This window comes from Burkholderia cenocepacia (assembly GCF_900446215.1).
Classification (GTDB): Bacteria; Pseudomonadota; Gammaproteobacteria; order Burkholderiales; family Burkholderiaceae; genus Burkholderia; species Burkholderia cenocepacia.
The window spans coordinates 230329-255726 of record NZ_UAQZ01000012.1; the positions used below are offsets into that span (position 1 = coordinate 230329).

Here is a 25398-nt window from a genome sequence, read left to right on the forward strand (position 1 = left end):
CTGGGAAGGCTCAGCGGTCCCCGCCATAGCACGTCAAAAATATTTCACAAAAGGGGTTGCGGAGACCGGGGCGGATGCATAGAATCACGCCTCTTTCGCGCTAACGGAAACGCAGCGCGGGGGAAGAAGAGGGAAGCGGTGCTGTAGAAGTCGGTTTTATCGATTCCAGTGCACGTGAAATTAAACCGCAGTCGTCGCAGCGAAGTAGTTAAAAAAGTTGTTGACGAGTCTCAAAAAACGGTTGATAATCTCGCTTCTCTGCTGCTGAAAACGCAGCGCTGCTGAGGGGTTCAAGATCCCTCGCAGACATGCTCTTTAAAAATTAACAGCCGATAAGTGTGGGCGCTTGATGGCAGCGAGCTGATCCTCGGATCAGATGGCAAAAGTATCAAGAGTCTCACACTAAAGTAAGTCAGGTTTATGAAGTGATTCATATTCCTGTCAGCTTTGAGTGAGCGACCGGTTCTTAACTGAACCGAAAACAGTAACAGGTTTGAACTGAAGAGTTTGATCCTGGCTCAGATTGAACGCTGGCGGCATGCCTTACACATGCAAGTCGAACGGCAGCACGGGTGCTTGCACCTGGTGGCGAGTGGCGAACGGGTGAGTAATACATCGGAACATGTCCTGTAGTGGGGGATAGCCCGGCGAAAGCCGGATTAATACCGCATACGATCCACGGATGAAAGCGGGGGACCTTCGGGCCTCGCGCTATAGGGTTGGCCGATGGCTGATTAGCTAGTTGGTGGGGTAAAGGCCTACCAAGGCGACGATCAGTAGCTGGTCTGAGAGGACGACCAGCCACACTGGGACTGAGACACGGCCCAGACTCCTACGGGAGGCAGCAGTGGGGAATTTTGGACAATGGGCGAAAGCCTGATCCAGCAATGCCGCGTGTGTGAAGAAGGCCTTCGGGTTGTAAAGCACTTTTGTCCGGAAAGAAATCCTTGACTCTAATACAGTCGGGGGATGACGGTACCGGAAGAATAAGCACCGGCTAACTACGTGCCAGCAGCCGCGGTAATACGTAGGGTGCAAGCGTTAATCGGAATTACTGGGCGTAAAGCGTGCGCAGGCGGTTTGCTAAGACCGATGTGAAATCCCCGGGCTCAACCTGGGAACTGCATTGGTGACTGGCAGGCTAGAGTATGGCAGAGGGGGGTAGAATTCCACGTGTAGCAGTGAAATGCGTAGAGATGTGGAGGAATACCGATGGCGAAGGCAGCCCCCTGGGCCAATACTGACGCTCATGCACGAAAGCGTGGGGAGCAAACAGGATTAGATACCCTGGTAGTCCACGCCCTAAACGATGTCAACTAGTTGTTGGGGATTCATTTCCTTAGTAACGTAGCTAACGCGTGAAGTTGACCGCCTGGGGAGTACGGTCGCAAGATTAAAACTCAAAGGAATTGACGGGGACCCGCACAAGCGGTGGATGATGTGGATTAATTCGATGCAACGCGAAAAACCTTACCTACCCTTGACATGGTCGGAATCCCGCTGAGAGGTGGGAGTGCTCGAAAGAGAACCGGCGCACAGGTGCTGCATGGCTGTCGTCAGCTCGTGTCGTGAGATGTTGGGTTAAGTCCCGCAACGAGCGCAACCCTTGTCCTTAGTTGCTACGCAAGAGCACTCTAAGGAGACTGCCGGTGACAAACCGGAGGAAGGTGGGGATGACGTCAAGTCCTCATGGCCCTTATGGGTAGGGCTTCACACGTCATACAATGGTCGGAACAGAGGGTTGCCAACCCGCGAGGGGGAGCTAATCCCAGAAAACCGATCGTAGTCCGGATTGCACTCTGCAACTCGAGTGCATGAAGCTGGAATCGCTAGTAATCGCGGATCAGCATGCCGCGGTGAATACGTTCCCGGGTCTTGTACACACCGCCCGTCACACCATGGGAGTGGGTTTTACCAGAAGTGGCTAGTCTAACCGCAAGGAGGACGGTCACCACGGTAGGATTCATGACTGGGGTGAAGTCGTAACAAGGTAGCCGTATCGGAAGGTGCGGCTGGATCACCTCCTTTCCAGAGCTATCTCGCAAAGTTGAGCGCTCACGCTTATCGGCTGTTGGTAAAGACAGAAAGACTGTCTGTTAGCGGTTTAAACGGTTATAATGCCGGCCGCTTTCGATAATCCTCAATGACAAACATTCGAATGAAGTTTGGTTCGAGTTTTTCTCATTGGCGATTGAGCCAGTCAGAGGATATCAACAGATATCGGCTGTCGTTCTTTAACAATCTGGAAGAAGTAAGTAATTTGGATAGCGGAAGCGTCTTGAGATGGACGTGGAAACTATCCGGGTTGTGATTGTATCGATGTATCTCAAGATGATTCGAACTCTATGTTCGACTCAATTGGAATACGGCACAACGCGAGAACTCAACCTGTAGCGACTGTCGATGAGACAGACTCGTTATAGGGTCAAGCGAACAAGTGCATGTGGTGGATGCCTTGGCGATCACAGGCGATGAAGGACGCGGTAGCCTGCGAAAAGCTACGGGGAGCTGGCAAACAAGCTTTGATCCGTAGATGTCCGAATGGGGAAACCCACTCCTTTTGGAGTATCCATGGCTGAATACATAGGCCATGCGAAGCGAACGCGGTGAACTGAAACATCTAAGTAACCGCAGGAAAAGAAATCAACCGAGATTCCCAAAGTAGTGGCGAGCGAAATGGGATGAGCCTTGCACTCTTTATTTGTATTGTTAGCCGAACGCTCTGGAAAGTGCGGCCATAGCAGGTGATAGCCCTGTAGGCGAAAACAGTATGAAAGAACTAGGTGTGCGACAAGTAGGGCGGGACACGTGAAATCCTGTCTGAAGATGGGGGGACCATCCTCCAAGGCTAAATACTCGTGATCGACCGATAGTGAACCAGTACCGTGAGGGAAAGGCGAAAAGAACCCCGGGAGGGGAGTGAAATAGATCCTGAAACCGCATGCATACAAACAGTCGGAGCCTCGTAAGGGGTGACGGCGTACCTTTTGTATAATGGGTCAGCGACTTACGTTCAGTAGCAAGCTTAACCGTATAGGGCAGGCGTAGCGAAAGCGAGTCCGAATAGGGCGTTCAGTTGCTGGGCGTAGACCCGAAACCAGGTGATCTATCCATGGCCAGGATGAAGGTGCGGTAACACGTACTGGAGGTCCGAACCCACTAACGTTGAAAAGTTAGGGGATGAGCTGTGGATAGGGGTGAAAGGCTAAACAAACCTGGAAATAGCTGGTTCTCTCCGAAAACTATTTAGGTAGTGCCTCGTGTCTCACCTTCGGGGGTAGAGCACTGTCATGGTTGGGGGGTCTATTGCAGATTACCCCGCCATAGCAAACTCCGAATACCGAAGAGTGCAATCACGGGAGACAGACATCGGGTGCTAACGTCCGGTGTCAAGAGGGAAACAACCCAGACCGCCAGCTAAGGTCCCCAAATATAGCTAAGTGGGAAACGAAGTGGGAAGGCTAAAACAGTCAGGAGGTTGGCTTAGAAGCAGCCACCCTTTAAAGAAAGCGTAATAGCTCACTGATCGAGTCGTCCTGCGCGGAAGATGTAACGGGGCTAAGCTATATACCGAAGCTGCGGATGCGAGCTTGCTCGCATGGTAGGAGAGCGTTCCGTAAGCCTGCGAAGGTGCCTTGTAAAGGGTGCTGGAGGTATCGGAAGTGCGAATGCTGACATGAGTAGCGATAAAGGGGGTGAAAGGCCCCCTCGCCGTAAGCCCAAGGTTTCCTACGCAACGTTCATCGGCGTAGGGTGAGTCGGCCCCTAAGGCGAGGCAGAAATGCGTAGCTGATGGGAAGCAGGTCAATATTCCTGCACCATTGTTAGATGCGATGGGGGGACGGATCGCGGAAGGTTGTCCGGGTGTTGGAAGTCCCGGTCGCTGCATTGGAGAAGGCGCTTAGGCAAATCCGGGCGCGTAATTCAAGGGTGTGGCGCGAGCTCCTTCGGGAGCGAAGCAATTGGAAGTGGTTCCAAGAAAAGCCTCTAAGCTTCAGTCTAACGATGACCGTACCGCAAACCGACACAGGTGGGCGAGATGAGTATTCTAAGGCGCTTGAGAGAACTCGGGAGAAGGAACTCGGCAAATTGGTACCGTAACTTCGGGATAAGGTACGCCCTTGTAGCTTGACTGGCCTGCGCCAGGAGGGTGAAGGGGTTGCAATAAACTGGTGGCTGCGACTGTTTAATAAAAACACAGCACTCTGCAAACACGAAAGTGGACGTATAGGGTGTGACGCCTGCCCGGTGCCGGAAGATTAAATGATGGGGTGCAAGCTCTTGATTGAAGTCCCGGTAAACGGCGGCCGTAACTATAACGGTCCTAAGGTAGCGAAATTCCTTGTCGGGTAAGTTCCGACCTGCACGAATGGCGTAACGATGGCCACACTGTCTCCTCCCGAGACTCAGCGAAGTTGAAGTGTTTGTGATGATGCAATCTACCCGCGGCTAGACGGAAAGACCCCATGAACCTTTACTGTAGCTTTGCATTGGACTTTGAACCGATCTGTGTAGGATAGGTGGGAGGCTATGAAACCGGAACGCTAGTTTCGGTGGAGCCGTCCTTGAAATACCACCCTGGTTTGTTTGAGGTTCTAACCTTGGCCCGTGATCCGGGTCGGGGACAGTGCATGGTAGGCAGTTTGACTGGGGCGGTCTCCTCCCAAAGCGTAACGGAGGAGTACGAAGGTACGCTAGGTACGGTCGGAAATCGTGCTGATAGTGCAATGGCATAAGCGTGCTTAACTGCGAGACCGACAAGTCGAGCAGGTGCGAAAGCAGGTCATAGTGATCCGGTGGTTCTGTATGGAAGGGCCATCGCTCAACGGATAAAAGGTACTCTGGGGATAACAGGCTGATACCGCCCAAGAGTTCATATCGACGGCGGTGTTTGGCACCTCGATGTCGGCTCATCTCATCCTGGGGCTGTAGCCGGTCCCAAGGGTATGGCTGTTCGCCATTTAAAGAGGTACGTGAGCTGGGTTTAAAACGTCGTGAGACAGTTTGGTCCCTATCTGCCGTGGGCGTTGGATATTTGAAGGGGGCTGCTCCTAGTACGAGAGGACCGGAGTGGACGAACCTCTGGTGTACCGGTTGTCACGCCAGTGGCATCGCCGGGTAGCTATGTTCGGAAGAGATAACCGCTGAAAGCATCTAAGCGGGAAACTCGCCTTAAGATGAGATATCCCTGGGGACTAGATCCCCTTGAAGGGTCGTTCGAGACCAGGACGTTGATAGGTCAGGTGTGTAAGCGCAGTAATGCGTTCAGCTAACTGATACTAATTGCCCGTAAGGCTTGATCCTATAACAAGTCTGCCTTGTAGATCGGCGCCGTGTGAAAGCACTGGCCGCGATCCAGAGCGACAAGTTGGATTCTCGTGTGTGATACACACAACTCAAAATTACTGCTTCTTCCAAGATTGGTTCTGTTGGCCACGCCAGCAGAACAACCCCCTTTGCCTGATGACCATAGCGAGTCGGTCCCACCCCTTCCCATCCCGAACAGGACCGTGAAACGACTCTACGCCGATGATAGTGCGGATTCCCGTGTGAAAGTAGGTAATCGTCAGGCTCCCTAAGCCAAGAACCCCCGCCCGAAAGGCGGGGGTTTTTGCATTGGTGCGCCAGAAAAGCGTGCGGCGCAACGGTGCCAAGGCTACGTCCACGGCCTCCCGCCCGCCGAAACCTGCCACTTCCACCCAGTCTTCCATCAGATCGTCCAAAAACGCTGTGAAATGAACGCGTTATTCGGCGTGGTCCACGTAAAATTTGCGTACCCCCATCTCAGCATTCAAAACGATGAACGCCGTCACCCAGGTAGCCCGGGCCGTTTGCCCGCATGATTGTCCGGACACGTGTGCAATGCGCGTGACCGTCGAGAACGGCAAGGCAATCAAGGTCACGGGCGATCCCGACCATCCGCCGACACAGGGCGTCTTGTGTACGAAAGTCAGCCGATACGCGGATCGCGTTCATCATCCCGATCGCCTCACTGTCCCGCTCAGGCGTATCGGCGAAAAAGGGGAAGGGCGCTTCGTGCCGATCAGTTGGGACGAGGCGTTCGACGAGATCGGGCGTCGCCTCGGTGAGATCGCCGCGCGCGCGCCGGAAGCGATCGTGCCGTACAGCTATGCGGGAACGATGGGACTCGTACAAGGCGAGGGCATTGCCCAGCGCTTCTTTCACAAGCTCGGTGCGTCGCGGCTCGAGCGTGCGATCTGCGCGGCGGCCGGTGCCGCGGGGCTGCGATACACGTATGGCGGCAGTGTCGGCATGCACCTCGAGCACTTCGAGGAAAGCGAACTGATTCTGATATGGGGCGCGAATCCGATCGCATCGAGTCTGCACTTCTGGACCCGCGCGCAGGAAGCGAAGCGCCGTGGTGCGCGTCTTGTCGCGATCGACCCGTATCGTTCGCTGACCGCGGAGAAGTGCCATCAGCACATCGCCCTGAAGCCCGGTACCGATGGCGCGTTTGCGCTCGGCATGATGCATGTGCTGATTACCGAAAACCTGCTCGATCACGACTACATCGCCGACCATACGCTCGGCTTCGACGAACTGAAGGCGCGCGCCCTGACCTATCCGCCGGAACGTGTCGCGCAGATCTGCGGCATCGACGCGTCGGAGCTGGTCGATCTTGCCCGTCGCTACGGCGCCACCCGCAAGGCATCGATCCGCCTCAACTACGGCATGCAACGCGTTCGCGGCGGCGGCAATGCCGTGCGCGCGATTGCCAGCCTGCCGGCGTTGACGGGGGCGTGGCGCGATCGGGCGGGCGGCTTGCTGCTCTCGTCGTCGGAGTCCGCGCCGGTCAACCAGGCCGCGCTGCTACGTCCGGACCTGATGCCGGGTTGGCCGAACAAGTTGCCGCGCATCATCAACATGAACGCGATCGGCGACGCGCTGCTGCATCCGGGCGATGCGACGTTCGGGCCGAAAGTGGAAGCGCTGATCGTGTACAACTCGAATCCGGTGGCGGTCGCGCCCGATTCGTCGAAGGTCGCCGCGGGCTTCGCGCGTGACGATCTGTTCACGGTCGTTCTCGAGCACTTCAAGACAGATACGGTCGATTTCGCCGACATTGTATTGCCGGCAACCACGCAGCTCGAACATCTGGATATCCATAAGTCGTACGGCCATACCTATGTGATGGCGAATCTGCCGGTGATTCCGCCGGTGGGAGACGCGCGGCCGAACACGGAGATCTTTCGCGGGATCGCGCGCAGCATGGGACTCGACGAGCCCGCGCTCTATCACAGCGACGAAGCGGTCGCGCGCGCGGCGCTTCGCTGGGACGATCCGGTGCTCGACAGCGACTGGGACACGCTGAAGCAGGCCGGCTGGCTGAAACTCAAACTGCCGGAGGCGCCGTTCGCGAATGGCGGTTTCCGCACGCCATCGGGAAAGTGCGAGTTCTACAGCCCGCGGCTCGAGCAGATGGGCATGGACCCCGTTCCCGACTATCTGCCGCCGTTCGAATCAGTCGAAGCCGCGCCCGAACTCGCCGCACGCTATCCGCTGGCGATGATTTCGCCGCCGGCCCGTCACTTCCTGAACAGCACGTTCGTGAACGTCGACAGCCTGCGTTCGACGGAAGGCGAGCCGCACCTCGACATGCACCCGTCCGACGCCAGCGCGCGCGGCATCGCGGAGGGCGACGTCGTCCGTATCTTCAACGATCGCGGCTCGATGCAGGCGCTTGCGCGTATTACCGATCGGGCGCGCGCCGGGCTGGTCGTCGGATTGTCGATCTGGTGGAAGAAGTTGTCGCCGGACGGCAGGAACGCGAACGAAGTGACGAGCCAGGCACTGACCGATCTGGGCAATTCGGCGACGTTTTACGATTGTCTTGTGGAAGTTGAGCGCATTTGATCGAATATCGCCGTATGATCAGACGAAATTGATATGGAAGTTCGAAGTGGACATCTAACCCTGTTGTCTCGGGGCGGGGGAGCCGTTACGATGCGTTTTAGCACGACCATTCGAAAATCTGTGAGGAGACGCGCGGCATGGACAAAATTTGGCTGAAATCGTACCCACCCGGCGTTCCAGCCGAAATTGACTCCTCTGCTTATCCGTCCGTCCCGGACCTGCTCGACGAGAGCTTCCGGCAGTATCGCGACCGTACCGCGTTCGTCTGCATGGGCAAGGGCATCACGTATGGCGAACTGGACAAGCTGTCGCGCCAGTTCGGCGCGTGGCTGCAATCCCGCGGCCTGGCGCGCGGGGCGCGCGTCGCGATCATGATGCCGAACGTGCTGCAGTACCCGGTGACGATCGCCGCGGTGCTGCGCGCCGGCTACACCGTCGTCAACGTCAACCCGCTCTATACGCCGCGCGAGCTCGAGCATCAGCTGAAGGACAGCGGTGCGGAGGCGATCGTCATCCTGGAGAATTTCGCGTCGACACTGCAGGCCGTCATCGCCAATACGGCCGTCAAGCACGTGGTCGTCGCATCGATGGGCGACCTGCTGGGCATCAAGGGATGGCTCGTCAATTACGTCGTGCGCAACGTGAAGAAGATGGTGCCCGCGTGGCAGCTGCCGTCGTTCACGCGCTTCAAGGCCGCGCTGTCGGAGGGCGCACGACAGGCGTTCAAGCCGCAGAAGATCGGTCCCGACGACGTCGCGTTCCTGCAGTACACGGGCGGTACGACCGGCGTCGCGAAGGGGGCGACGCTGCTGCACCGGAACATCGTGTCGAACGTGCTGCAGGCCGGCGCGTGGCACCACCCGGCTCACGAGAAGTATCCGGAGGTGGAACAGTTCGTGACGGTTGTCGCGCTGCCGCTGTATCACGTGTTCGCGCTGACCGTCTGCGGTTTCCTGACGATGCGCACGGGCGGCATGGGCATCCTGATCCCGAATCCGCTCGACATCGCCGGCATGATCAAGGAGTTGAAGGGTTACCGGATCTCGACGATTCCTGCGGTCAACACGCTGTACAACGCGCTGCTGAACCATCCGGAATTCGGTCAGCTCGACCTGTCGAAGCTCGTGATCGCCAACGGCGGCGGCATGGCGATCCAGGAGGGCGTCGCGAGGCGCTGGTATGAAAAGACCGGGACCGCGATCATCGAAGGATACGGGCTGTCCGAAACGTCGCCGGTGGCAACCTGCAACCCCGTGACGGCGACCGAATACAGCGGGACGATCGGCCTGCCGCTGCCGTCGACCGAAGTCGCGATCCGCGACGATGCAGGCAACGACGTCGCGCTCGGCGAGCCCGGCGAGATCTGCATCCGCGGGCCGCAGGTGATGGCCGGCTACTGGAACCGGCCGGACGAGACCGCGAAGGTCATGTTCGCGGACGGCTTCTTCAAGACGGGCGACGTCGGCGTGATGGATGCGCGCGGCTACGTGAAGATCGTCGATCGCAAGAAGGACATGATTCTCGTGTCTGGCTTCAACGTGTATCCGAACGAAGTCGAGGACGTGGTAGCGTCGCATCCGGGCGTGTTCGAGGTCGCGGCGGTCGGCGTGCCGGACGAGCATTCCGGCGAAGCCGTGAAGCTGTTCATCGTGAAAAAGGATCCGGCGCTGACCGACAAGGACATCCTCGCCTACTGCAAGGAGCGGCTCACCGGGTACAAGCGGCCGAAGCTGGTCGAGTTCCGCACGGAGCTGCCGAAGACGAACGTCGGCAAGATCCTGCGGCGCGAACTGCGTGACGGACGCGCGTAACGCACGCAACGAGACGGTTGAACGAAAAAGCCCGGCCCATGCCGGGCTTTTTGTTTGCGGCTGCGGGTGGATGGCCGGGGGCACGTGTTTCGTGCGGGAGCCGGCGGCAGTTCTTGCATTTCGACCTGACGGCTGGCGTCGGCACGCTGCGACGCACGTTTGCATGTCGACCCACCGACCTGCTGACCCGCCGCCCGAAAAAGAAAAAGGCGCCCGAAGGCGCCTTCAAGATGCTGCGGCTTGTCAGACAAGCTGATTAGAACTTGTGACGGATGCCGACGCGTGCTGCGACCTGGTTGCTGGTGCTCGAACCTGCGAGACCGTTGATCGCTGCCGTTGCCTTCAGGACGTTGCCGTTCGAATCGAGCACGTTGCCCGATGCGTGCTGGTACACGCCGATCGCGTAGACGTCGGTGCGCTTCGACAGGAAGTAGTCGACGCCCAGCGAGCCCTGGTGGTACTTGGCTGCCGAGTTGCCGTCGATCTTGCTGCCTTGCGTGTAGTCGTACGCCGCGCCGAGGATCAACGCCGGGGTCAACTGGTACTTGAAGTTGATTTCGCCGTTGTTGAACGTCGCGGTCTGGTTCACGAACGGGCCTGCCGAGAAGCCCTTGAACTTCGTGTTCGAGTACGTCGCGCCGATCGTCGCTGCGCCGAACGTGTACGCGCCGCCTGCGCCGATGACCTGGTACGTGTTCGCGTTGTTCGCGTACGCGCCGTAGATCGGCGACGAGACCGACGACGACGTCGAACCGTTGTTGAACATGCCGCCAAACTGGTTCGGCGTGCGTGCGTTCAAGTAACCGACGCCGAGGACCAGCGGGCCGTTGTTGTAGCCTGCGCCGAGCGACCAGACCTGGTTCTTCGCGAACTGACCTGCCTGGCCGCCGAAGCTGTACAGGCCGCCGAACGTGAAGCCGCCGTAGCTCTGGCTCGTGAACTTGACCGCGTTGTTCACGCGATACGCGTTGTTGAAGTTGTCGAGGTCGCCCGGGTGAGCGGCGATGTAGCCGCCCCACTGGTCGCCTGCCTCGAGCGGGCCGACGAAGTCGACGACGGAGTCGTACTGACGACCCAGCGTGACCGTACCGTACTGGCTCGACAGGCCGACGTAAGCCTGACGGCCGAACATCAGGCCGCCCTGACCGAGCTTGCCGCTGTTCACGTCGAAACCGTTTTCGAGGGTGAAGATCGCCTTCAGGCCGCCACCGAGGTCTTCGGTGCCGCGCAGACCGAAGCGGCTGCCTTGCATCACGCCGCTGGCCATGCTGTACAGGTGCTTGCCGCCTGCGTTGTTGTTGAAGAGCAGGCCTTCATCGATGATGCCGTAAAGCGTCACGCTGCTTTGCGCATGGGCAGCGCCAGCGAACGCGCCCAGCGCGACGAGCGCGAGAAGCGACTTTTTCATTAACGGATCTCCAAGAATCACTGAATTTTTTTGGCGGGGCGGATAGTTATGTTCTGTTGACGGGCCCCATCAACTTCGCAAGAAGTCGCACGTAATGTAGCAAAGCCGATTTTTGCCACAAAGCGAAATGCTGCAGCTCAACGCCGCCATGTTTCCTTTATGCAACAATGGTTAAAATCACGGGTTAACCGCAATTTCCGCTGAATAATCAAGTCGGTTACGCAGCGGACTCGTGCCCTTGCCGCGTGCAGCGGCACCTGCAGCCAGGAGAACAGGATGGTGTTGGATGAACTGATCAGCGAATTCGATCGCGGCCTGCGATCGCTGACCGGCATTAGCCGGATGAGCCGGCCGGTGCCCGCGCCGGCCGATGCGCCGGACGCCGAGCTGACGCCCGCCGAGCGCACGCACGCGGCCGGCCTGATGCGCGTGAATCACGTCGGCGAGGTCTGCGCGCAGGCGCTCTACCAGGCGCAGAAGCTCACCGCGCGCACGGCGTCGGCGAAGGCGATGTTCGAGGAGGCCGCGCGCGAGGAGGAGGATCACCTCGCGTGGACCGCGCACCGCCTGAAGGAGCTCGACTCGCGCCCGAGCCTGCTCAACCCGCTGTGGTATGCCGGCGCGCTCGCGATCGGCGTGGCGGCTGGCGCGCTCGGCGACAAGGTCAGCCTCGGCTTCATGGCCGAGACGGAGCGGCAGGTCGAGAGCCATCTCGAAGGCCACATGTCCGAGCTGCCGGCGACCGACACCGCGTCGCGCGCGATCGTCGACCAGATGCGGATCGACGAGGTGAAGCACGGCAAGGCCGCGACCGACGCCGGCGGCATCGAGCTGCCGCTGCCCGCGCGGATGCTGATGCGCGCCGCGTCGAAAGTCATGACGAGCACTGCGTACTATCTCTGAGATTGGCGCCGGGGTGGCGTGGGACGCCGCCCCGGTTCACCGCCCCCGATACCGCCCGCTCACTCCTCGTTTTCCCGCCCCCGAAAGCCCCGTCCGCACGCCCGTCTGGGCCGTCTTTCTCACGTATCACCTTCACAAGTTGCACTAGCTCATTCATTTATAACGGTTTTTGGAATGAGGGGTCGCATGAGCATGTGCGCGTAAGTCCTTGTTCTAACTAACAAAATTCGTCAAAAAAGCGGGCCGCTCCCTTGACCGTGCCACACCCTTCCTCTAAAGTGGGAGACAGTGTGAGAAAGTGTATTTTTGTGTGATTTAGCAGGCTATTCCGGCTAAATTCTCAGCATTGAGCGGGTGCTTCGGTGCCCTGAACGGGAGAGCGGAAAGTGTTCCAAGGGGCGTCGGCGCTGACGCTCGATGCGAAAGGGCGGATGTCGGTGCCGGCTCGCTATCGCGAAGCGCTGCAAGGACAGGCAGAAGGACGGGTGACTGTGACCAAGCACCCGGACGGCTGCCTGTTGCTGTTTCCGCGCCCCGAATGGGAAGTGTTCCGCGCCAAGATCGCCGCGTTGCCGATGGACGCGCACTGGTGGCGGCGAATTTTTCTCGGCAATGCGATGGACGTCGATCTCGACAGCGCGGGCCGGATTCTCGTATCGCCCGAGCTGCGCATGGCAGCCGGACTGGAAAAGGAAGTCATGTTGTTGGGAATGGGTAGTCACTTCGAGCTGTGGGATTCGCAGACCTACAACGCGAAGGAGCAGGCAGCGATGGCGCAGGGCATGCCCGACGCGCTGAAGAATTTCACGTTCTGATTGCGGTGACGGAGACGCCCGCGATGGGAAATGAATTGCGGCATCGGACGGTGCTGTTGGATGAGGCGGTCGAGTCGCTCGTGACGCGACCGGACGGCGTGTACGTCGACGGCACGTTCGGGCGCGGCGGCCATAGCCGCGCGGTGCTCGCGCGGCTGGCGCCGGCCGCGCGGCTGATCGCGTTCGACAAGGATCCGAGGGCGATCGAGACGGCGCAGGGCATCAAGGATGCGCGCTTCTCGATCGTGCATGACAGCTTTGCTTCGATGCGCGACGCGCTTGCGGCGCGCGGCGTCGAGAAGGTGTCGGGGGTGTTGCTGGACCTGGGCGTGTCCTCGCCGCAGGTGGACGATCCGGCGCGCGGCTTCAGTTTCCGTGCCGATGGTCCGCTGGACATGCGAATGGATCCGACGCGCGGCGAGTCGGCGGCCGAATGGCTCGCGCGGGCTTCGGTGCAGGAATTGACGGAGGTGATACGGGATTATGGGGAAGAACGGTTTGCTTTTCAGATTGCAAAGGCGCTTGTTGCTCGCCGGGCAGAGTCCGACCGTCTTGGGCCTCTCGACACCACGGGCGAGCTTGCCCAAATCGTGGGTCACGTCGTCAAAACCCGTGAGAAGGGCAAGGATCCGGCAACCCGCACCTTTCAGGCTATACGGATTCACGTCAATCAAGAGCTTGCGGACCTGCAAGTCGTACTAGACGCGGCATTGTCGTTGCTGGAGCAAGGGGGGCGGCTGGTGGTCATCAGCTTTCATTCACTCGAGGACCGGATCGTCAAACGATTCATGCAGGCGCACGCGAGTGCGCCTGCGGTCGATCGTCGCCTGCCGATCCGCGCCGTCGACCTCCCGAGCCCGCCGCTCAAGATCATCAGCCGCCAGTTTCCGAGCGAAGCGGAAGTCGCCGCGAATCCGCGCGCCCGCTCGGCCGTGATGCGCATTGCGGAGCGCGTCACGCCATGAGCCGCCTCAATATCTTCCTGCTGATCATCGTGATGGGTTGCGCGCTGTCGGTCGTCAACTCGACGAACCAGCAACGCCAGATCTTCATTCAGTTGCAGCGCGCGCAGTCGCAGGAGCGCCAGCTTCAGCAGGACTATGCGCAGCTCCAATATCAGCAGAGCGCGCTGTCGAAGACGTCGCGCATCGAGCAGCTCGCGAACGATTCGCTGAAAATGCAGCCGATCTCGACCGGCCGCACGCAATACCTGACGCTGCCGCCGGGCGCCGCGAAGGCGATCGACGCGCCGATCCCGGCGTCGGCCGACACGGCCGGCAAGGGCAAGGGGGGCGCGCGATGAAGCCGTCCCAGAAGCGCCAGAACGTGAAGTTCTCGTCGAGCCCCGTGCTGGGCGTGCATCTGCCGATGTGGCGCTCGAAGCTCGTCGTGTTCATGCTGTTCATGGCGTTCGTCGCGCTGGCCGCCCGGGCGTTCTGGATCCAGGGTCCCGGCAACGCGTTCTATCAGAAGCAGGGCGAAAGCCGCTACCAGCGCACGATCGAACTGCCCGCGACGCGCGGCAAGATCCTCGATCGTAACGGGCTCGTGCTCGCGACGAGCCTGCCCGTGCGCGCGATCTGGGCGATTCCCGATGCGGTGCCGGACGACCTCGACGCCGACAAGATCAACCAGCTCGGCAAGCTCCTCGGCATGACGTCGAAGGAACTGCGCGTGAAGCTGTCGGAAGACAAGGGTTTCGTCTACGTGAAGCGCCAGGTGCCGATCGACGTCGCCGACAAGGTCGCCGCGCTCGACATCCCCGGCATCTATCAGCGCAACGAATACAAGCGCTTCTACCCGGAAGGCGAGATCACCGCTCACCTGATCGGCTTCACGAACGTCGAGGACGAAGGGCAGGAAGGCGTCGAACTGGGTGACCAGAAGATGCTGTCCGGCACGTCCGGCATGCGCCGCGTGATCAAGGACCGGATGGGGCACATCATCGAGGATGTCGCCGAGCAGATTCCGCCGCACAACGGCACCGACGTCGACCTGTCGATCGACAGCAAGATCCAGTACATCGCGTACGCGAACCTGAAGGCCGCCGTCGAGAAGTTCAAGGCGAAGGCCGGCGCGGCGATGGTCGTCGACGTGCGTACCGGCGAAGTGCTCGCGCTCGTCAACTACCCGACGTACAACCCGAACGACCGCTCGCGCATGACCGGCGAGCAGTTGCGCAACCGGATCATGACCGACGTGTTCGAGCCGGGCTCGATCATGAAGCCGTTTACGGTATCGCTCGCGCTCGACTTGCATCGCGTGACGCCGAACACGCTCGTCGAGACGGGCAACGGGCATTTCGTGCTCGACGGCGCGCCGATCACCGACGACGCGGGTTTCGGTACGCTGACGGTCGGCGGCGTGATCCAGAAGTCGAGCAACATCGGCGCGACGAAGATCGCGATGACGATGCGGCCCGAGGAAATGTGGAATATGTATACGAGCATCGGCCTCGGCCAGGCGCCGAAGGTCGGGTTCCCCGGCGCGGTGGCCGGCCGCCTGCGTCCGTGGAAGAGCTGGCGCCGCATCGAGCAGGCGACGATGTCGTACGGCTACGGCCTGTCGGTGTCGCTGTTCCAGCTCGCCCGGGCGTACACGGCGATCGCGCACGACGGCGAGCTGATGCCCGTGACCATTTTCAAGACCGACCCCAATCAGCCGATCGCCGGCACGCAGGTGTTCAACCCCACCACCGCGCGGGAAGTGCGCGCGATGCTCGAGACGGTGGTCGCGCCGGGCGGCACGTCGCCGGATGCGGCCGTGCCGGGCTATCGCGTCGGCGGCAAGAGCGGTACCGCGTACAAGCACGAAGGTCACGGCTATACGCGCAAGTACCGCGCGTCGTTCGTCGGAATGGCGCCGATGCCGAATCCGCGCGTCGTGATCGCGGTGTCGGTGGACGAGCCGACGGCCGGCAGCCACTTCGGCGGCCAGGTGTCCGGCCCCGTATTCTCCGCGATCGCCGGCGACACGATGCGTGCGCTGAACGTGCCGCCGAACATGCCGATCAAGCAGCTCGTCGTGTCCGACGATTCGCCGGAATCGCCTGCCGCCAAGGGCCCGCAAAAGCTGGCCGCGGGTAGCGGCGCAAAGCATATGATCGTGTCCAGCACGACGCGTAATTCACCAGGAGTAGTTCGATGAGCGCCGCCCGCAGTTCCCATCCGGCGCATCAGCAGATCGCAGCCGCGCTCGCGTGGCTGCGTCAGCATGTGGCCCCCGCGGCGCAACTGCATGCCGACACGCGCAGCCTCCAGGCTGGCGACGTGTTCGTCGCGTATGCGGTCGACGGGGCGGATAACCGCGCTTTCATGGCCGACGCCGTCGCGCGCGGTGCGGCCGCCGTGCTGTATCAGCCGGACGGGCTGACCGATGCGCCGGCCGTCCCCGTCGCGCTCGCGGTGCCGGCGCTCGACCAGCTCGCGGGCGAGATCGCCAGCGGCTGGTACGGCGATCCGAGCGACAGCCTGCTCGCGGTCGGTGTCACGGGTACGAACGGCAAGACGTCGTGCACGCAGTGGATCGCCACCGCGCTGACGGCGCTGCATCAGCCGTGCGCGGTGATCGGCACGCTCGGCACCGGGATGCCCGGCCAGCTCGTGCCGACCGGCTTCACGACGCCCGACGCGCCGCAACTGCAGCGCAGCCTCGCGCAATTGCGTGCGGCGGGCGCGCAGGCCGTGGCGATGGAAGTGTCGTCGCATGCGCTGCACCAGGGGCGCGTGAACGGGACCGCGTTCGACATCGCGGTGTTTACGAACCTCACGCAGGATCACCTCGACTATCACGGCACGTTCGACGCGTACGAGGCCGCGAAGGCGAAGCTGTTCGCGTGGCGCGGTCTGCGCGCGGCGGTGCTCAACCGCGACGATGCGGCTGGCCGCCGCCTGCTCGAGAAGCTGGCCGGCCGCGTGCGCACGATCGCGTACGGGATCGGCGACGCACCGGCGCCCGACGCCGATCGCGAACTGGTCGCGCTCGACGTGCGCGCCACCGCGACGGGTACCGCCTTCCGCCTGCGTTCGTCGTGGGGCGACGCGGACGTCGAGGTTGGCACGCTCGGCACGTTCAACGTCAGCAATCTGCTCGCCGTGCTCGGCTCGCTGCTCGCGGCCGACGTGCCGTTCGACGCGGCCCTCGCCGAGATCGAGCGGCTCGAGTCGGTCAATGGCCGGATGCAGCGGCTCGGCGGCCGGCTGCAGAACGACGAACCGCTCGTCGTGATCGATTACGCACATACGCCCGACGCGCTCGACAAGACGCTCGACGCGCTGCGCCCGATCGCCGCGGCGCGCGGCGGCCGGCTCGTCTGCATGTTCGGCTGCGGCGGCGATCGCGATGCGACGAAGCGCCCGCTGATGGGCGCGATCGCGGAGCGGCTCGCCGACGAAGTCGTCGTCACGAGCGACAACCCGCGCAGCGAAGATCCGCAGCACATCATCGACCAGGTCATCGCGGGCATGACCGCGCCCGAGCGTGCACGCCGTATCGAGGATCGCGCGAGCGCGATCCTGCAGGCGGTGCGCGGCGCCGCACGCGAGGATGTCGTCGTGCTGGCCGGCAAGGGCCACGAGGCTACGCAGGAAATCATGGGCAAGAAGCGCACCTTCTCCGACCAGGATCACGCGCGGCTCGCGCTTGCAGCGCGCGCCACGCACGGCAAGGGAGGCGCCGAATGACGATGCTCAGTCTCGGCGAAGCCGCCCGCCTGATTCCCGGCGCCACCGTCCACGGCGACGCGGGCGTCACGTTCGACCGCGTGTCGACCGATAGCCGCACGGTCGGCCCGGGCGACCTGTTCGTCGCGCTGAAGGGCGAGCGCTTCGACGCGCACGACTTTCTCGGCGACGTCGCCGCGCGCGGGGCCGCTGCGGCGCTCGTCGCGCACGCGCCGGCGGGCGTCGCGATGCCGATGATCGCTGGCGGCGAAACGCGTGCCGCGCTCGGCGCGCTCGCGCACGGCTGGCGGATGCGATTCCCGCTGCCGGTCGTCGCGGTGACGGGCAGCAACGGCAAGACGACCGTCAAGGAAATGATCGCGTCGATCTTCGCGGCGGCGGTCGGTGCCGACGCGCGGCTCGCGACGGCCGGCAACCTGAACAACGATGTCGGCCTGCCGCTGACGCTGCTGCGCCTGTCGGCCGCGCATCGTCTCGCGGTGATCGAGATCGGCATGAACCATCCGGGCGAAACCGAAGTCCTCGCGCGCCTCACCGCGCCGACGGTCGCGCTCGTCAACAACGCGCAGCGCGAGCACCAGGAATTCATGGCGACGGTCGAAGCCGTTGCGCTCGAACACGCGGCCGTGATCCACGCGCTGCCGCCGGACGGCGTCGCGGTGTTCCCGGCCGACGACGCGTACGCGGGCATCTGGCGCGTCGCGGCAACCGGCAACCGGATCCTCGATTTCGCGCTGCACGACGCCGAACGGCAGAACGACGCACAGATCGTCGGTCGCATGCACGGCGACGAACTCGCGATCGACACGCCGGCCGGCGCCGTCACGGTGCGGCTGCGTGCGCTCGGCGAGCACAACGCGCGTAACGCGCTGGCCGCGACGGCCGCGGCGCTCGGCGCCGGCGTCGCGCTGTCGGCGATCCGGCAGGGTCTCGAAGCGTTCGAACCGGTCAAGGGCCGGCTGCAGGTGAAGCCGGCGAGCGTCGGCAGCCTCGCGGGCGCGACGGTCGTCGACGATACGTACAACGCGAACCCCGATTCGATGCGTGCGGCGATCGACGTGCTCGCCGCGCATCCGGCGCCGCGTGTGCTGGTGATCGGCGACATGGGCGAAGTCGGCGACGAAGGGCCGGCATTCCACCGCGAGATCGGCGCGTACGCGCGCGAACGCGGGATCGACGCGCTGTTCGCGCTCGGCGACGCGTCGCGCGACGCGTGCACGGCCTACGGCGACACCGCGCGCCATTTCGACGATGTCGGCGCGCTCGTGTCGGCGCTGCTCGCGGCCGGTTACGGCGCGCAGGCGACGGTGCTCGTGAAGGGCTCGCGGTACATGAAGATGGAGCGCGTGGTCGACGCGCTGACGAACCAACCCGCGGCGGGCACCGTGCCCGCCGCACACTGAGTAGAAGGAAGGAAGCATGCTGCTGGCGCTGGCGCAATGGCTGCAAGGAGACGCAAGCTTTTTGCGCTTGTTCACGTACCTCACGTTCCGTGCGGTGATGGCCACCATCACCGCGCTGGGGATCGGGCTCGTGTGCGGACCGTGGGTGATCCGCAAGCTGACGCAAATGAAGGTCGGGCAGGCCGTGCGCAAGGACGGCCCGCAGACCCACCTCGTCAAGTCCGGCACGCCGACGATGGGCGGCGTGCTGATCCTGATCGGCATCGCGGTCGCGACGCTGCTGTGGGGCGACCTGACGAACCGTTTCATCTGGATCGTGATGCTCGTGACGTTCGGTTTCGGCGTGATCGGCTGGGTCGACGATTACCGCAAGGTCGTCCACAAGGATCCGCGCGGGATGTCGTCGCGCGAGAAGTATTTCTGGCAATCGGTGATCGGGCTGTTCGCGGCCGTCTATCTCGCGTTCAGCGTGTCCGAGGCGAACAACGTGCGCGTGTTCGACCTGTTCATGGCGTGGGTGCGCAGCGGCCTGTCGATGGGGCTGCCGGCGCGCGCCGACCTGATGCTGCCGTTCCTGAAGTCGATCAGCTATCCGCTCGGCGTGTGGGGCTTCATCGTGCTGACCTACTTCGTGATCGTCGGCGCGAGCAACGCGGTGAACCTGACCGACGGGCTCGACGGCCTCGTGATCATGCCGGTCGTGCTCGTGGGCGCGTCGCTCGGTGTGTTCGCGTACGTGATGGGCAGCGCGGTCTATTCAAAATACCTGCTGTTCCCGCACATCCCGGGCGCGGGCGAACTGCTGATCTTCTGTTCCGCGATGGGCGGGGCCGGGCTCGCGTTCCTCTGGTACAACACGCACCCCGCGCAGGTATTCATGGGCGACGTCGGCGCGCTGGCGCTCGGCGGCGCGCTCGGCACGGTCGCGGTGATCGTGCGCCAGGAAATCGTGCTGTTCATCATGGGCGGCATCTTCGTCGCGGAAACGCTGTCGGTGATGCTGCAGGTGTCGTGGTTCAAGTACACGAAGAAGCGTTACGGCGAAGGGCGGCGCCTGCTGAAGATGGCGCCGCTGCATCACCATTTCGAATTGTCCGGCTGGAAGGAAACGCAGGTGGTCGTGCGTTTCTGGATCATCACGCTGATGCTGTGCCTGTTCGGTCTGACCACCCTCAAGCTGCGGTAAAGGAAAGGTAACAAGGATGTCTGGCGAGATGTTTGGAGATCGGCAACGGCCGATGGTGCTCGTACTGGGGCTCGGGGAATCGGGTCTCGCGATCGCGCGATGGTGCGCGAGGCACGGGTGCCGGCTGCGTATTGCCGATACCCGCGAGGCGCCGCCGCACCTTGCCGCGCTGCAGGCCGAAGGCATCGATGCGGAATTCGTCGGCGGGGCGTTCACGCCCGCGCTGCTCGATGGCGGTGTCGAGATCGTCGGGCTGAGCCCCGGCCTGTCGCCGCTCGAACCGGCGCTCGCCGCGCTGCTCGCCGCCGCGCACGAGCGCGGTGTCGCGGTATGGGGCGAGCTGGAATTCTTCGCGCAGGCGCTGCGCGCGCTCGGCACGAGCGGCTACCAGCCGAAGGTGCTCGCGATTACTGGCACCAACGGCAAGACCACGACGACGAGCCTCACGGGCCTGCTGTGCCAGCGTTCGGGCAAGAAGGTCGCCGTCGCGGGCAACATCAGCCCGGCGATGCTCGACCGGCTCGCGAGCGCGATCGACGACACCGCGCTGCCCGACGTATGGGTGCTCGAACTGTCGAGCTTCCAGCTCGAGACGGCACGCACGTTCGCGCCCGATGCGGCCGCGATCCTCAACATCACGCAGGACCACCTCGACTGGCACGGCAGCTTCGACGCGTACGCGCAGGCGAAGGGCCGGATCTTCGGCGCGACGACGACGCGCGTGCTGAACCGCGACGACGCGGCCGTGATGAAGTTCGCGCCCGTCGCCGGCGCGGCCGACGCGCCGCGCACGGTCACGTTCGGTCTGAACGAACCGACGCAGGACGGCGACTACGGCCTGTCGCGCGACAACGGCATCGCGTGGCTGGTGGAAGCCGTCGATCGCGACGCGCCGGATGAAGCGACGACGACCCGCCGGCGCAAGCGCGACGCCGCGCATACGCCGGACATCGCGCAAAAGCGCCTGATGCCGGCCGACGCGCTGCGCATCCGCGGGCTGCACAACGCGGCGAACGCGCTGGCCGCGTTCGCGCTCGCACGCGCGATCGACCTGCCGGCAGCGCCGCTGCTGCACGCACTGCGCGAATACCGCGGCGAAGCGCATCGCGTCGAAGTGATCGCGACGATCGACGACGTGGACTACGTCGACGACAGCAAGGGCACGAACGTCGGCGCGACGGTGGCCGCGCTCGACGGGCTCGCGCAGAAGATCGTGCTGATCGCGGGCGGCGACGGCAAGGGGCAGGATTTCGCGCCGCTGGTCGCGCCGGTCGCGCGCTGGTGCCGCGCGGTGATGCTGATCGGCCGCGACGCGCCGGCGATCCGCGACACGCTCGCCGAAACCGGCGTGCCGCTCGTGGACCACGCGACGCTCGAAGGCGCGGTGCACGCGGCGGCCGACCTGGCTGAGCCGGGCGATGCGGTGCTGTTGTCGCCTGCATGCGCGAGCCTCGACATGTTCACGAACTACGCCCATCGCGCGGAAGTGTTCCGCGCGGCGGTCGACGAAATCGCCATCGACAAAGGAGCGACGCCATGAGCTGGTCCGATCGCCTCGTCTCCCGTTTCAACGACCGGCGCGACACCGGCGGCAATGCCGCGGGCGGCCGCGTCGCGTCGGCCACGCGCGCCGCGACGGGCGGCCTCGCGAGCGTCGTCAACGGCGTGCGCCCGAGCCGTTCGCGGATGCTCGATTTCGACTATTCGCTGCTGTGGGTCGCGATCGCGCTGCTGGGGCTCGGCGTCGTGATGGTGTATTCGGCGTCGATCGCGATGCCCGATTCGCCGAAATACGCGTCGTATCACGACTACGCGTTCCTGATGCGCCACTGCGTGTCGCTCACCGTCGCGTTCATCGCGGCGGTTCTCGCGTTCCGCGTGCCGGTGTCGACCTGGGACAAGTACGCGCCGCATCTTTTCCTGATCGCACTGGTCGGCCTCGTGATCGTGCTGATCCCGCATGTCGGCAAGGGCGTGAACGGTGCGCGCCGCTGGATTCCGCTCGGCATCACCAACATGCAGCCGTCGGAAATCATGAAGCTCGCGGTGACGATCTACGCGGCGAACTACACGGTGCGCAAGCAGGAATACATGCAGAGCTTCGCGAAGGGCTTCCTGCCGATGGCGTTCGCGGTCGGCCTGGTCGGCGCGCTGCTGCTGCTCGAGCCCGACATGGGCGCGTTCATGGTGGTCGCCGCGATCGCGATGGGCGTGCTGTTCCTCGGCGGCGTGAACGGCAAGCTGTTCGGCGGCCTCGTCGCGACGGCGGTCGGCACGTTCACGATGCTCGTGTGGCTGTCGCCGTGGCGTCGCGAGCGGATCTTCGCGTATCTCGATCCGTGGGACGAGCGCTATGCGCAGGGCAAGGCCTACCAGCTCACGCACTCGCTGATCGCGTTTGGCCGCGGCGAGTGGTTCGGCGTCGGCCTCGGTGGCAGCGTCGAGAAGCTGAATTACCTGCCGGAAGCGCATACCGACTTCATCCTCGCGGTGATCGGCGAGGAGCTCGGCTTCGTCGGCGTGCTGGTCGTGATCCTGCTGTTCTACTGGATCGTGCGCCGCGCGTTCGAGATCGGCCGTCAGGCGCTCGCGCTCGATCGCACGTTCGCGGGCCTGATGGCGAAGGGCATCGGCATCTGGTTCGGCGCGCAGACGTTCATCAACATGGGCGTGAATCTCGGCTTGCTGCCGACCAAGGGCCTGACGCTGCCGCTCGTGAGCTACGGCGGCTCCGGCATCCTGCTGAACTGCGTCGCGCTCGCGGTGTTGCTGCGGGTCGACTACGAGAACCGGGTGCTGATGCGCGGAGGGAAGGTATGACCGCGTCGCAACGCACGCTGATGGTGATGGCAGGCGGCACCGGGGGCCACGTGTTCCCGGGGCTCGCGGTCGCGCACCGGATGGAAGCGGCGGGCTGGCGCGTCGTATGGCTTGGCAATCCGGCCGGGATGGAAGCGACGCTCGTGCCGAAGCACGGTATTCCGATGGAGTACGTGCGGTTCGGCGGGCTGCGCGGCAAGGGCCTGAAGACCAAGCTGACGCTGCCGGTCAACCTGCTGCGCGCATGCTGGCAGAGCCTCGGCGCGCTGCGCCGCGTGCGGCCCGACGTCGTGCTCGGGATGGGCGGCTACATCACGTTTCCGGCGGGCGTGATGACCGCGCTGTCGGGGCGTCCGCTCGTGCTGCATGAACAGAATTCGATCGCGGGCCTCACGAACAAGGTGCTCGCGAAACTCGCGAAGCGCGTGCTCGTCGCATTCCCCGGCGCGCTGCCGCACGCGGAATGGACGGGTAACCCGATTCGCGCGGAACTCGCGCACACGGAACCGCCCCAGGCACGCTATGCGTCGCGCGGCGGCCCGCTGAACGTGCTGGTCGTCGGCGGCAGCCTCGGGGCGGCCGCGCTGAACGAAGTCGTGCCGCGCGCGCTGGCGCTGCTGGCGCCGGGCGAGCGTCCGCGCGTCGTGCACCAGGCCGGCGTGAAGCACATCGAGGCACTGAAGGCGAATTACGAAGCGGCCGGTTTCGCGGCCGGCGAGGACGTGCGGCTCGTGCCGTTCATCGACGACATGGCGGCCGCGTATGCGGCGGCGGATCTGGTGATCTGCCGGTCGGGCGCGATGACGGTGTCGGAGATCGCGGCGGTGGGCGTGGCGGCGCTGTTCGTGCCGTTCCCGCATGCGGTCGACGATCACCAGACGACCAACGCCGCGTTTCTCGCCGATGCGGGCGCGGCCGTGCTGGTGCAACAACGCGACCTGTCGGCGGAACTGCTCGCCGACTGGCTGCGCGGCCAGTCGCGGGCCTCGCTCGCGGACATGGCGGAACGTTCGCGCTCGCTCGCGAAGCCCGAGGCTACCGACGAAGTCGCGCGCGTCTGCGCGAAGGCGGCCGGCGCGAACCTGGAACAACTGCAATGAAACACATCGTCAAACACATTCATTTCGTCGGGATCGGCGGCGCGGGGATGAGCGGCATCGCCGAAGTGCTGGCCAACCTCGGCTACGCGGTCAGCGGCTCGGACCTGTCGCGCAATGCGGTGACCGACCGGCTCGAAGCGCTGGGCGCGCGGATCGCGATCGGTCACGACGCGGCGAACATCGAGGGCGCGAACGCGGTCGTCGTGTCGACGGCCGTGCGCTCCGACAACCCGGAAGTGCTGGCCGCGCGCGCGAAGCGCGTGCCGATCGTGCAGCGCGCGGTGATGCTGGCGGAGCTGATGCGCCTGAAGCAGGGAATCGCGATCGCCGGCACGCACGGCAAGACCACGACGACGAGCCTCGTCGCGAGCGTGCTCGCGGCGGGCGGGCTGGACCCGACCTTCGTGATCGGCGGCCGGCTGATCAGCGCCGGCGCGAACGCGCGGCTCGGCACGGGCGACTTCATCGTCGCCGAGGCCGACGAGTCGGATGCGTCGTTCCTGAACCTGTATCCGGTGATCGAAGTCATCACGAACATCGATGCCGACCACATGGACACCTACGGCCACGATTTCGCGCGGCTCAAGCAGGCGTTCATCGAATTCACGCAGCGCCTGCCGTTCTACGGCAGCGCGGTGGTGTGCGTCGACGATCCGAACGTGCGGCAGATCATCCCGTTCATCTCGAAGCCGGTCGTGCGCTACGGCCTGTCGCCGGACGCGCAGGTGCGCGCGGAAGACATCGACGCGCGCGACGGCCGGATGCATTTCACGGTGATCCGCGAAGGGCGCGCGCCGCTCGCGGTGGTGCTGAACATGCCGGGCCTGCACAACGTGCAGAACGCGCTCGCGGCGATCGCGATCGCGACCGATCTCGGCGTGTCGGACGACGCGATCCAGCTGGCGCTGGCGGAGTTCAACGGTGTCGGCCGGCGCTTCCAGCGCTACGGCGAGGTGCCGAGCGCGGACGGCGGCCAGTACACGCTGATCGACGACTACGGCCATCACCCGGTCGAGATGGCGGCGACGATCGCGGCCGCGCGCGGAGCGTTCCCGGGCCGCCGCCTCGTGCTGGCGTTCCAGCCGCACCGCTATACGCGCACACGCGACTGCTTCGACGATTTCGTCAACGTGCTGTCGACCGTCGATGCGCTGGTGCTGACCGAAGTTTATGCGGCCGGCGAGGCCGCGATCCCGACGGCCAGCGGCGACGCATTGTCGCGCGCGCTGCGCGCGGCGGGCAAGGTTGACCCGGTGTTCGTCGCGACGGTCGACGACGTGCCGGACGCATTGGCGAAGGTCGCCCGGAACGGCGACGTGGTGATCACGATGGGAGCGGGTTCGATCGGCGGCGTGCCGGCGAAGCTCGTGCAACACATTCAACAGAAGGCATGAC

16 protein-coding genes and 3 rRNA genes are annotated in these 25398 nt (G+C 63.4%); 18 read left to right on the plus strand and 1 reads right to left on the minus strand.

What is annotated here, in order from left to right; translation table 11 throughout:
* Positions 1-495 precede the first annotated feature (495 nt).
* From DTA15_RS18430 to DTA15_RS38615, 6 genes are all read left to right on the plus strand, one after another.
* Positions 496-2028: ribosomal RNA gene (locus tag DTA15_RS18430) — 16S ribosomal RNA — on the plus strand.
* A 395-nt stretch (positions 2029-2423) separates the two neighbouring features.
* Positions 2424-5304, plus strand: a 23S ribosomal RNA gene (locus DTA15_RS18440).
* 155 nt (positions 5305-5459) lie between these two features.
* Positions 5460-5572: ribosomal RNA gene (rrf, locus tag DTA15_RS18445) — 5S ribosomal RNA — on the plus strand.
* Together the 16S, 23S and 5S rRNA genes form the textbook arrangement of a ribosomal RNA operon.
* 227 nt (positions 5573-5799) lie before the next feature.
* Complete coding sequence (locus DTA15_RS18450) at positions 5800-7875, plus strand: molybdopterin-containing oxidoreductase family protein (RefSeq protein ID WP_012492976.1); 2076 nt, start codon at positions 5800-5802, stop codon at positions 7873-7875.
* Positions 7876-8012: 137 nt separating this feature from the next.
* Entirely contained in the window at positions 8013-9686 is a 1674-nt protein-coding gene (locus DTA15_RS18455) for a long-chain fatty acid--CoA ligase (RefSeq protein WP_006487153.1), read from the plus strand.
* Between the two features lie 113 nt (positions 9687-9799).
* Complete coding sequence (locus DTA15_RS38615; protein ID WP_006487162.1) at positions 9800-9946, plus strand: hypothetical protein; 147 nt, start codon at positions 9800-9802, stop codon at positions 9944-9946.
* On the opposite strand, the gene DTA15_RS18460 is transcribed toward DTA15_RS38615, so the two are convergent.
* Positions 9943-11094 (minus strand): porin, encoded by a 1152-nt coding sequence (locus DTA15_RS18460; RefSeq protein WP_006487141.1) that lies wholly within the window; start codon positions 11092-11094, stop codon positions 9943-9945. The two genes, DTA15_RS38615 and DTA15_RS18460, sit on opposite strands and share 4 nt — an antisense overlap.
* Before the next feature lie 276 nt (positions 11095-11370).
* On the opposite strand from DTA15_RS18460, the gene coq7 reads away from it, so the two are divergent.
* The 12 genes from coq7 (at position 11371) to murC (ending at position 25397) form a co-directional block, all read left to right on the plus strand.
* Positions 11371-11997 carry a 2-polyprenyl-3-methyl-6-methoxy-1,4-benzoquinone monooxygenase gene (gene coq7, locus DTA15_RS18465; RefSeq protein WP_006487096.1) on the plus strand — a complete coding sequence of 209 codons (627 nt, stop codon included), beginning with the start codon at positions 11371-11373 and terminating at the stop codon, positions 11995-11997.
* Positions 11998-12383: 386 nt separating this feature from the next.
* Entirely contained in the window at positions 12384-12812 is a 429-nt protein-coding gene (gene mraZ / locus DTA15_RS18470) for a division/cell wall cluster transcriptional repressor MraZ (RefSeq protein WP_006487094.1), read from the plus strand.
* A 23-nt stretch (positions 12813-12835) separates the two neighbouring features.
* Positions 12836-13777 (plus strand): 16S rRNA (cytosine(1402)-N(4))-methyltransferase RsmH, encoded by a 942-nt coding sequence (rsmH, locus tag DTA15_RS18475; RefSeq protein ID WP_006487159.1) that lies wholly within the window; start codon positions 12836-12838, stop codon positions 13775-13777.
* Entirely contained in the window at positions 13774-14115 is a 342-nt protein-coding gene (gene ftsL / locus DTA15_RS18480) for a cell division protein FtsL (protein ID WP_006487110.1), read from the plus strand. Before rsmH ends, ftsL begins: the two co-directional genes overlap by 4 nt.
* Entirely contained in the window at positions 14112-15959 is a 1848-nt protein-coding gene (locus tag DTA15_RS18485; RefSeq protein ID WP_006487157.1) for a peptidoglycan D,D-transpeptidase FtsI family protein, read from the plus strand. The genes ftsL and DTA15_RS18485 overlap by 4 nt, the downstream gene beginning before the upstream one ends.
* Complete coding sequence (locus DTA15_RS18490) at positions 15956-17494, plus strand: UDP-N-acetylmuramoyl-L-alanyl-D-glutamate--2,6-diaminopimelate ligase (RefSeq protein ID WP_006487098.1); 1539 nt, start codon at positions 15956-15958, stop codon at positions 17492-17494. The genes DTA15_RS18485 and DTA15_RS18490 overlap by 4 nt, the downstream gene beginning before the upstream one ends.
* Positions 17491-18897 carry a UDP-N-acetylmuramoyl-tripeptide--D-alanyl-D-alanine ligase gene (locus tag DTA15_RS18495; protein WP_006487084.1) on the plus strand — a complete coding sequence of 469 codons (1407 nt, stop codon included), beginning with the start codon at positions 17491-17493 and terminating at the stop codon, positions 18895-18897. Before DTA15_RS18490 ends, DTA15_RS18495 begins: the two co-directional genes overlap by 4 nt.
* A gap of 16 nt (positions 18898-18913) precedes the next feature.
* Positions 18914-20083: a phospho-N-acetylmuramoyl-pentapeptide-transferase gene (mraY, locus tag DTA15_RS18500; RefSeq protein WP_006477019.1), complete on the plus strand. Its 1170-nt coding sequence runs from the start codon at positions 18914-18916 to the stop codon at positions 20081-20083.
* 28 nt (positions 20084-20111) lie between these two features.
* Positions 20112-21623 (plus strand): UDP-N-acetylmuramoyl-L-alanine--D-glutamate ligase, encoded by a 1512-nt coding sequence (murD, locus tag DTA15_RS18505; protein WP_006487155.1) that lies wholly within the window; start codon positions 20112-20114, stop codon positions 21621-21623.
* Positions 21620-22903, plus strand: coding sequence for a putative lipid II flippase FtsW (ftsW, locus tag DTA15_RS18510; protein WP_006487115.1), 1284 nt, complete (start codon positions 21620-21622; stop codon positions 22901-22903). Before murD ends, ftsW begins: the two co-directional genes overlap by 4 nt.
* Positions 22900-24003, plus strand: coding sequence for an undecaprenyldiphospho-muramoylpentapeptide beta-N-acetylglucosaminyltransferase (murG, locus tag DTA15_RS18515; protein WP_006487111.1), 1104 nt, complete (start codon positions 22900-22902; stop codon positions 24001-24003). Before ftsW ends, murG begins: the two co-directional genes overlap by 4 nt.
* Positions 24000-25397 carry a UDP-N-acetylmuramate--L-alanine ligase gene (murC, locus tag DTA15_RS18520; protein WP_006487095.1) on the plus strand — a complete coding sequence of 466 codons (1398 nt, stop codon included), beginning with the start codon at positions 24000-24002 and terminating at the stop codon, positions 25395-25397. Before murG ends, murC begins: the two co-directional genes overlap by 4 nt.
* The last annotated feature ends 1 nt before the right edge of the window (position 25398 follow it).

Coding starts and splice junctions, on each gene's coding strand:
- DTA15_RS18450 (WP_012492976.1), top strand. CDS start 5,800: ATGAACGCCGTCACCCAGGTAGCCCGGGCCGTTTGCCCGCATGATTGT.
- DTA15_RS18455 (WP_006487153.1), top strand. CDS start 8,013: ATGGACAAAATTTGGCTGAAATCGTACCCACCCGGCGTTCCAGCCGAA.
- DTA15_RS18460 (WP_006487141.1), bottom strand. CDS start 11,094: ATGAAAAAGTCGCTTCTCGCGCTCGTCGCGCTGGGCGCGTTCGCTGGC.
- coq7 (WP_006487096.1), top strand. CDS start 11,371: ATGGTGTTGGATGAACTGATCAGCGAATTCGATCGCGGCCTGCGATCG.
- rsmH (WP_006487159.1), top strand. CDS start 12,836: ATGGGAAATGAATTGCGGCATCGGACGGTGCTGTTGGATGAGGCGGTC.
- ftsL (WP_006487110.1), top strand. CDS start 13,774: ATGAGCCGCCTCAATATCTTCCTGCTGATCATCGTGATGGGTTGCGCG.
- DTA15_RS18485 (WP_006487157.1), top strand. CDS start 14,112: ATGAAGCCGTCCCAGAAGCGCCAGAACGTGAAGTTCTCGTCGAGCCCC.
- DTA15_RS18490 (WP_006487098.1), top strand. CDS start 15,956: ATGAGCGCCGCCCGCAGTTCCCATCCGGCGCATCAGCAGATCGCAGCC.
- DTA15_RS18495 (WP_006487084.1), top strand. CDS start 17,491: ATGACGATGCTCAGTCTCGGCGAAGCCGCCCGCCTGATTCCCGGCGCC.
- mraY (WP_006477019.1), top strand. CDS start 18,914: ATGCTGCTGGCGCTGGCGCAATGGCTGCAAGGAGACGCAAGCTTTTTG.
- murD (WP_006487155.1), top strand. CDS start 20,112: ATGTTTGGAGATCGGCAACGGCCGATGGTGCTCGTACTGGGGCTCGGG.
- ftsW (WP_006487115.1), top strand. CDS start 21,620: ATGAGCTGGTCCGATCGCCTCGTCTCCCGTTTCAACGACCGGCGCGAC.
- murG (WP_006487111.1), top strand. CDS start 22,900: ATGACCGCGTCGCAACGCACGCTGATGGTGATGGCAGGCGGCACCGGG.
- murC (WP_006487095.1), top strand. CDS start 24,000: ATGAAACACATCGTCAAACACATTCATTTCGTCGGGATCGGCGGCGCG.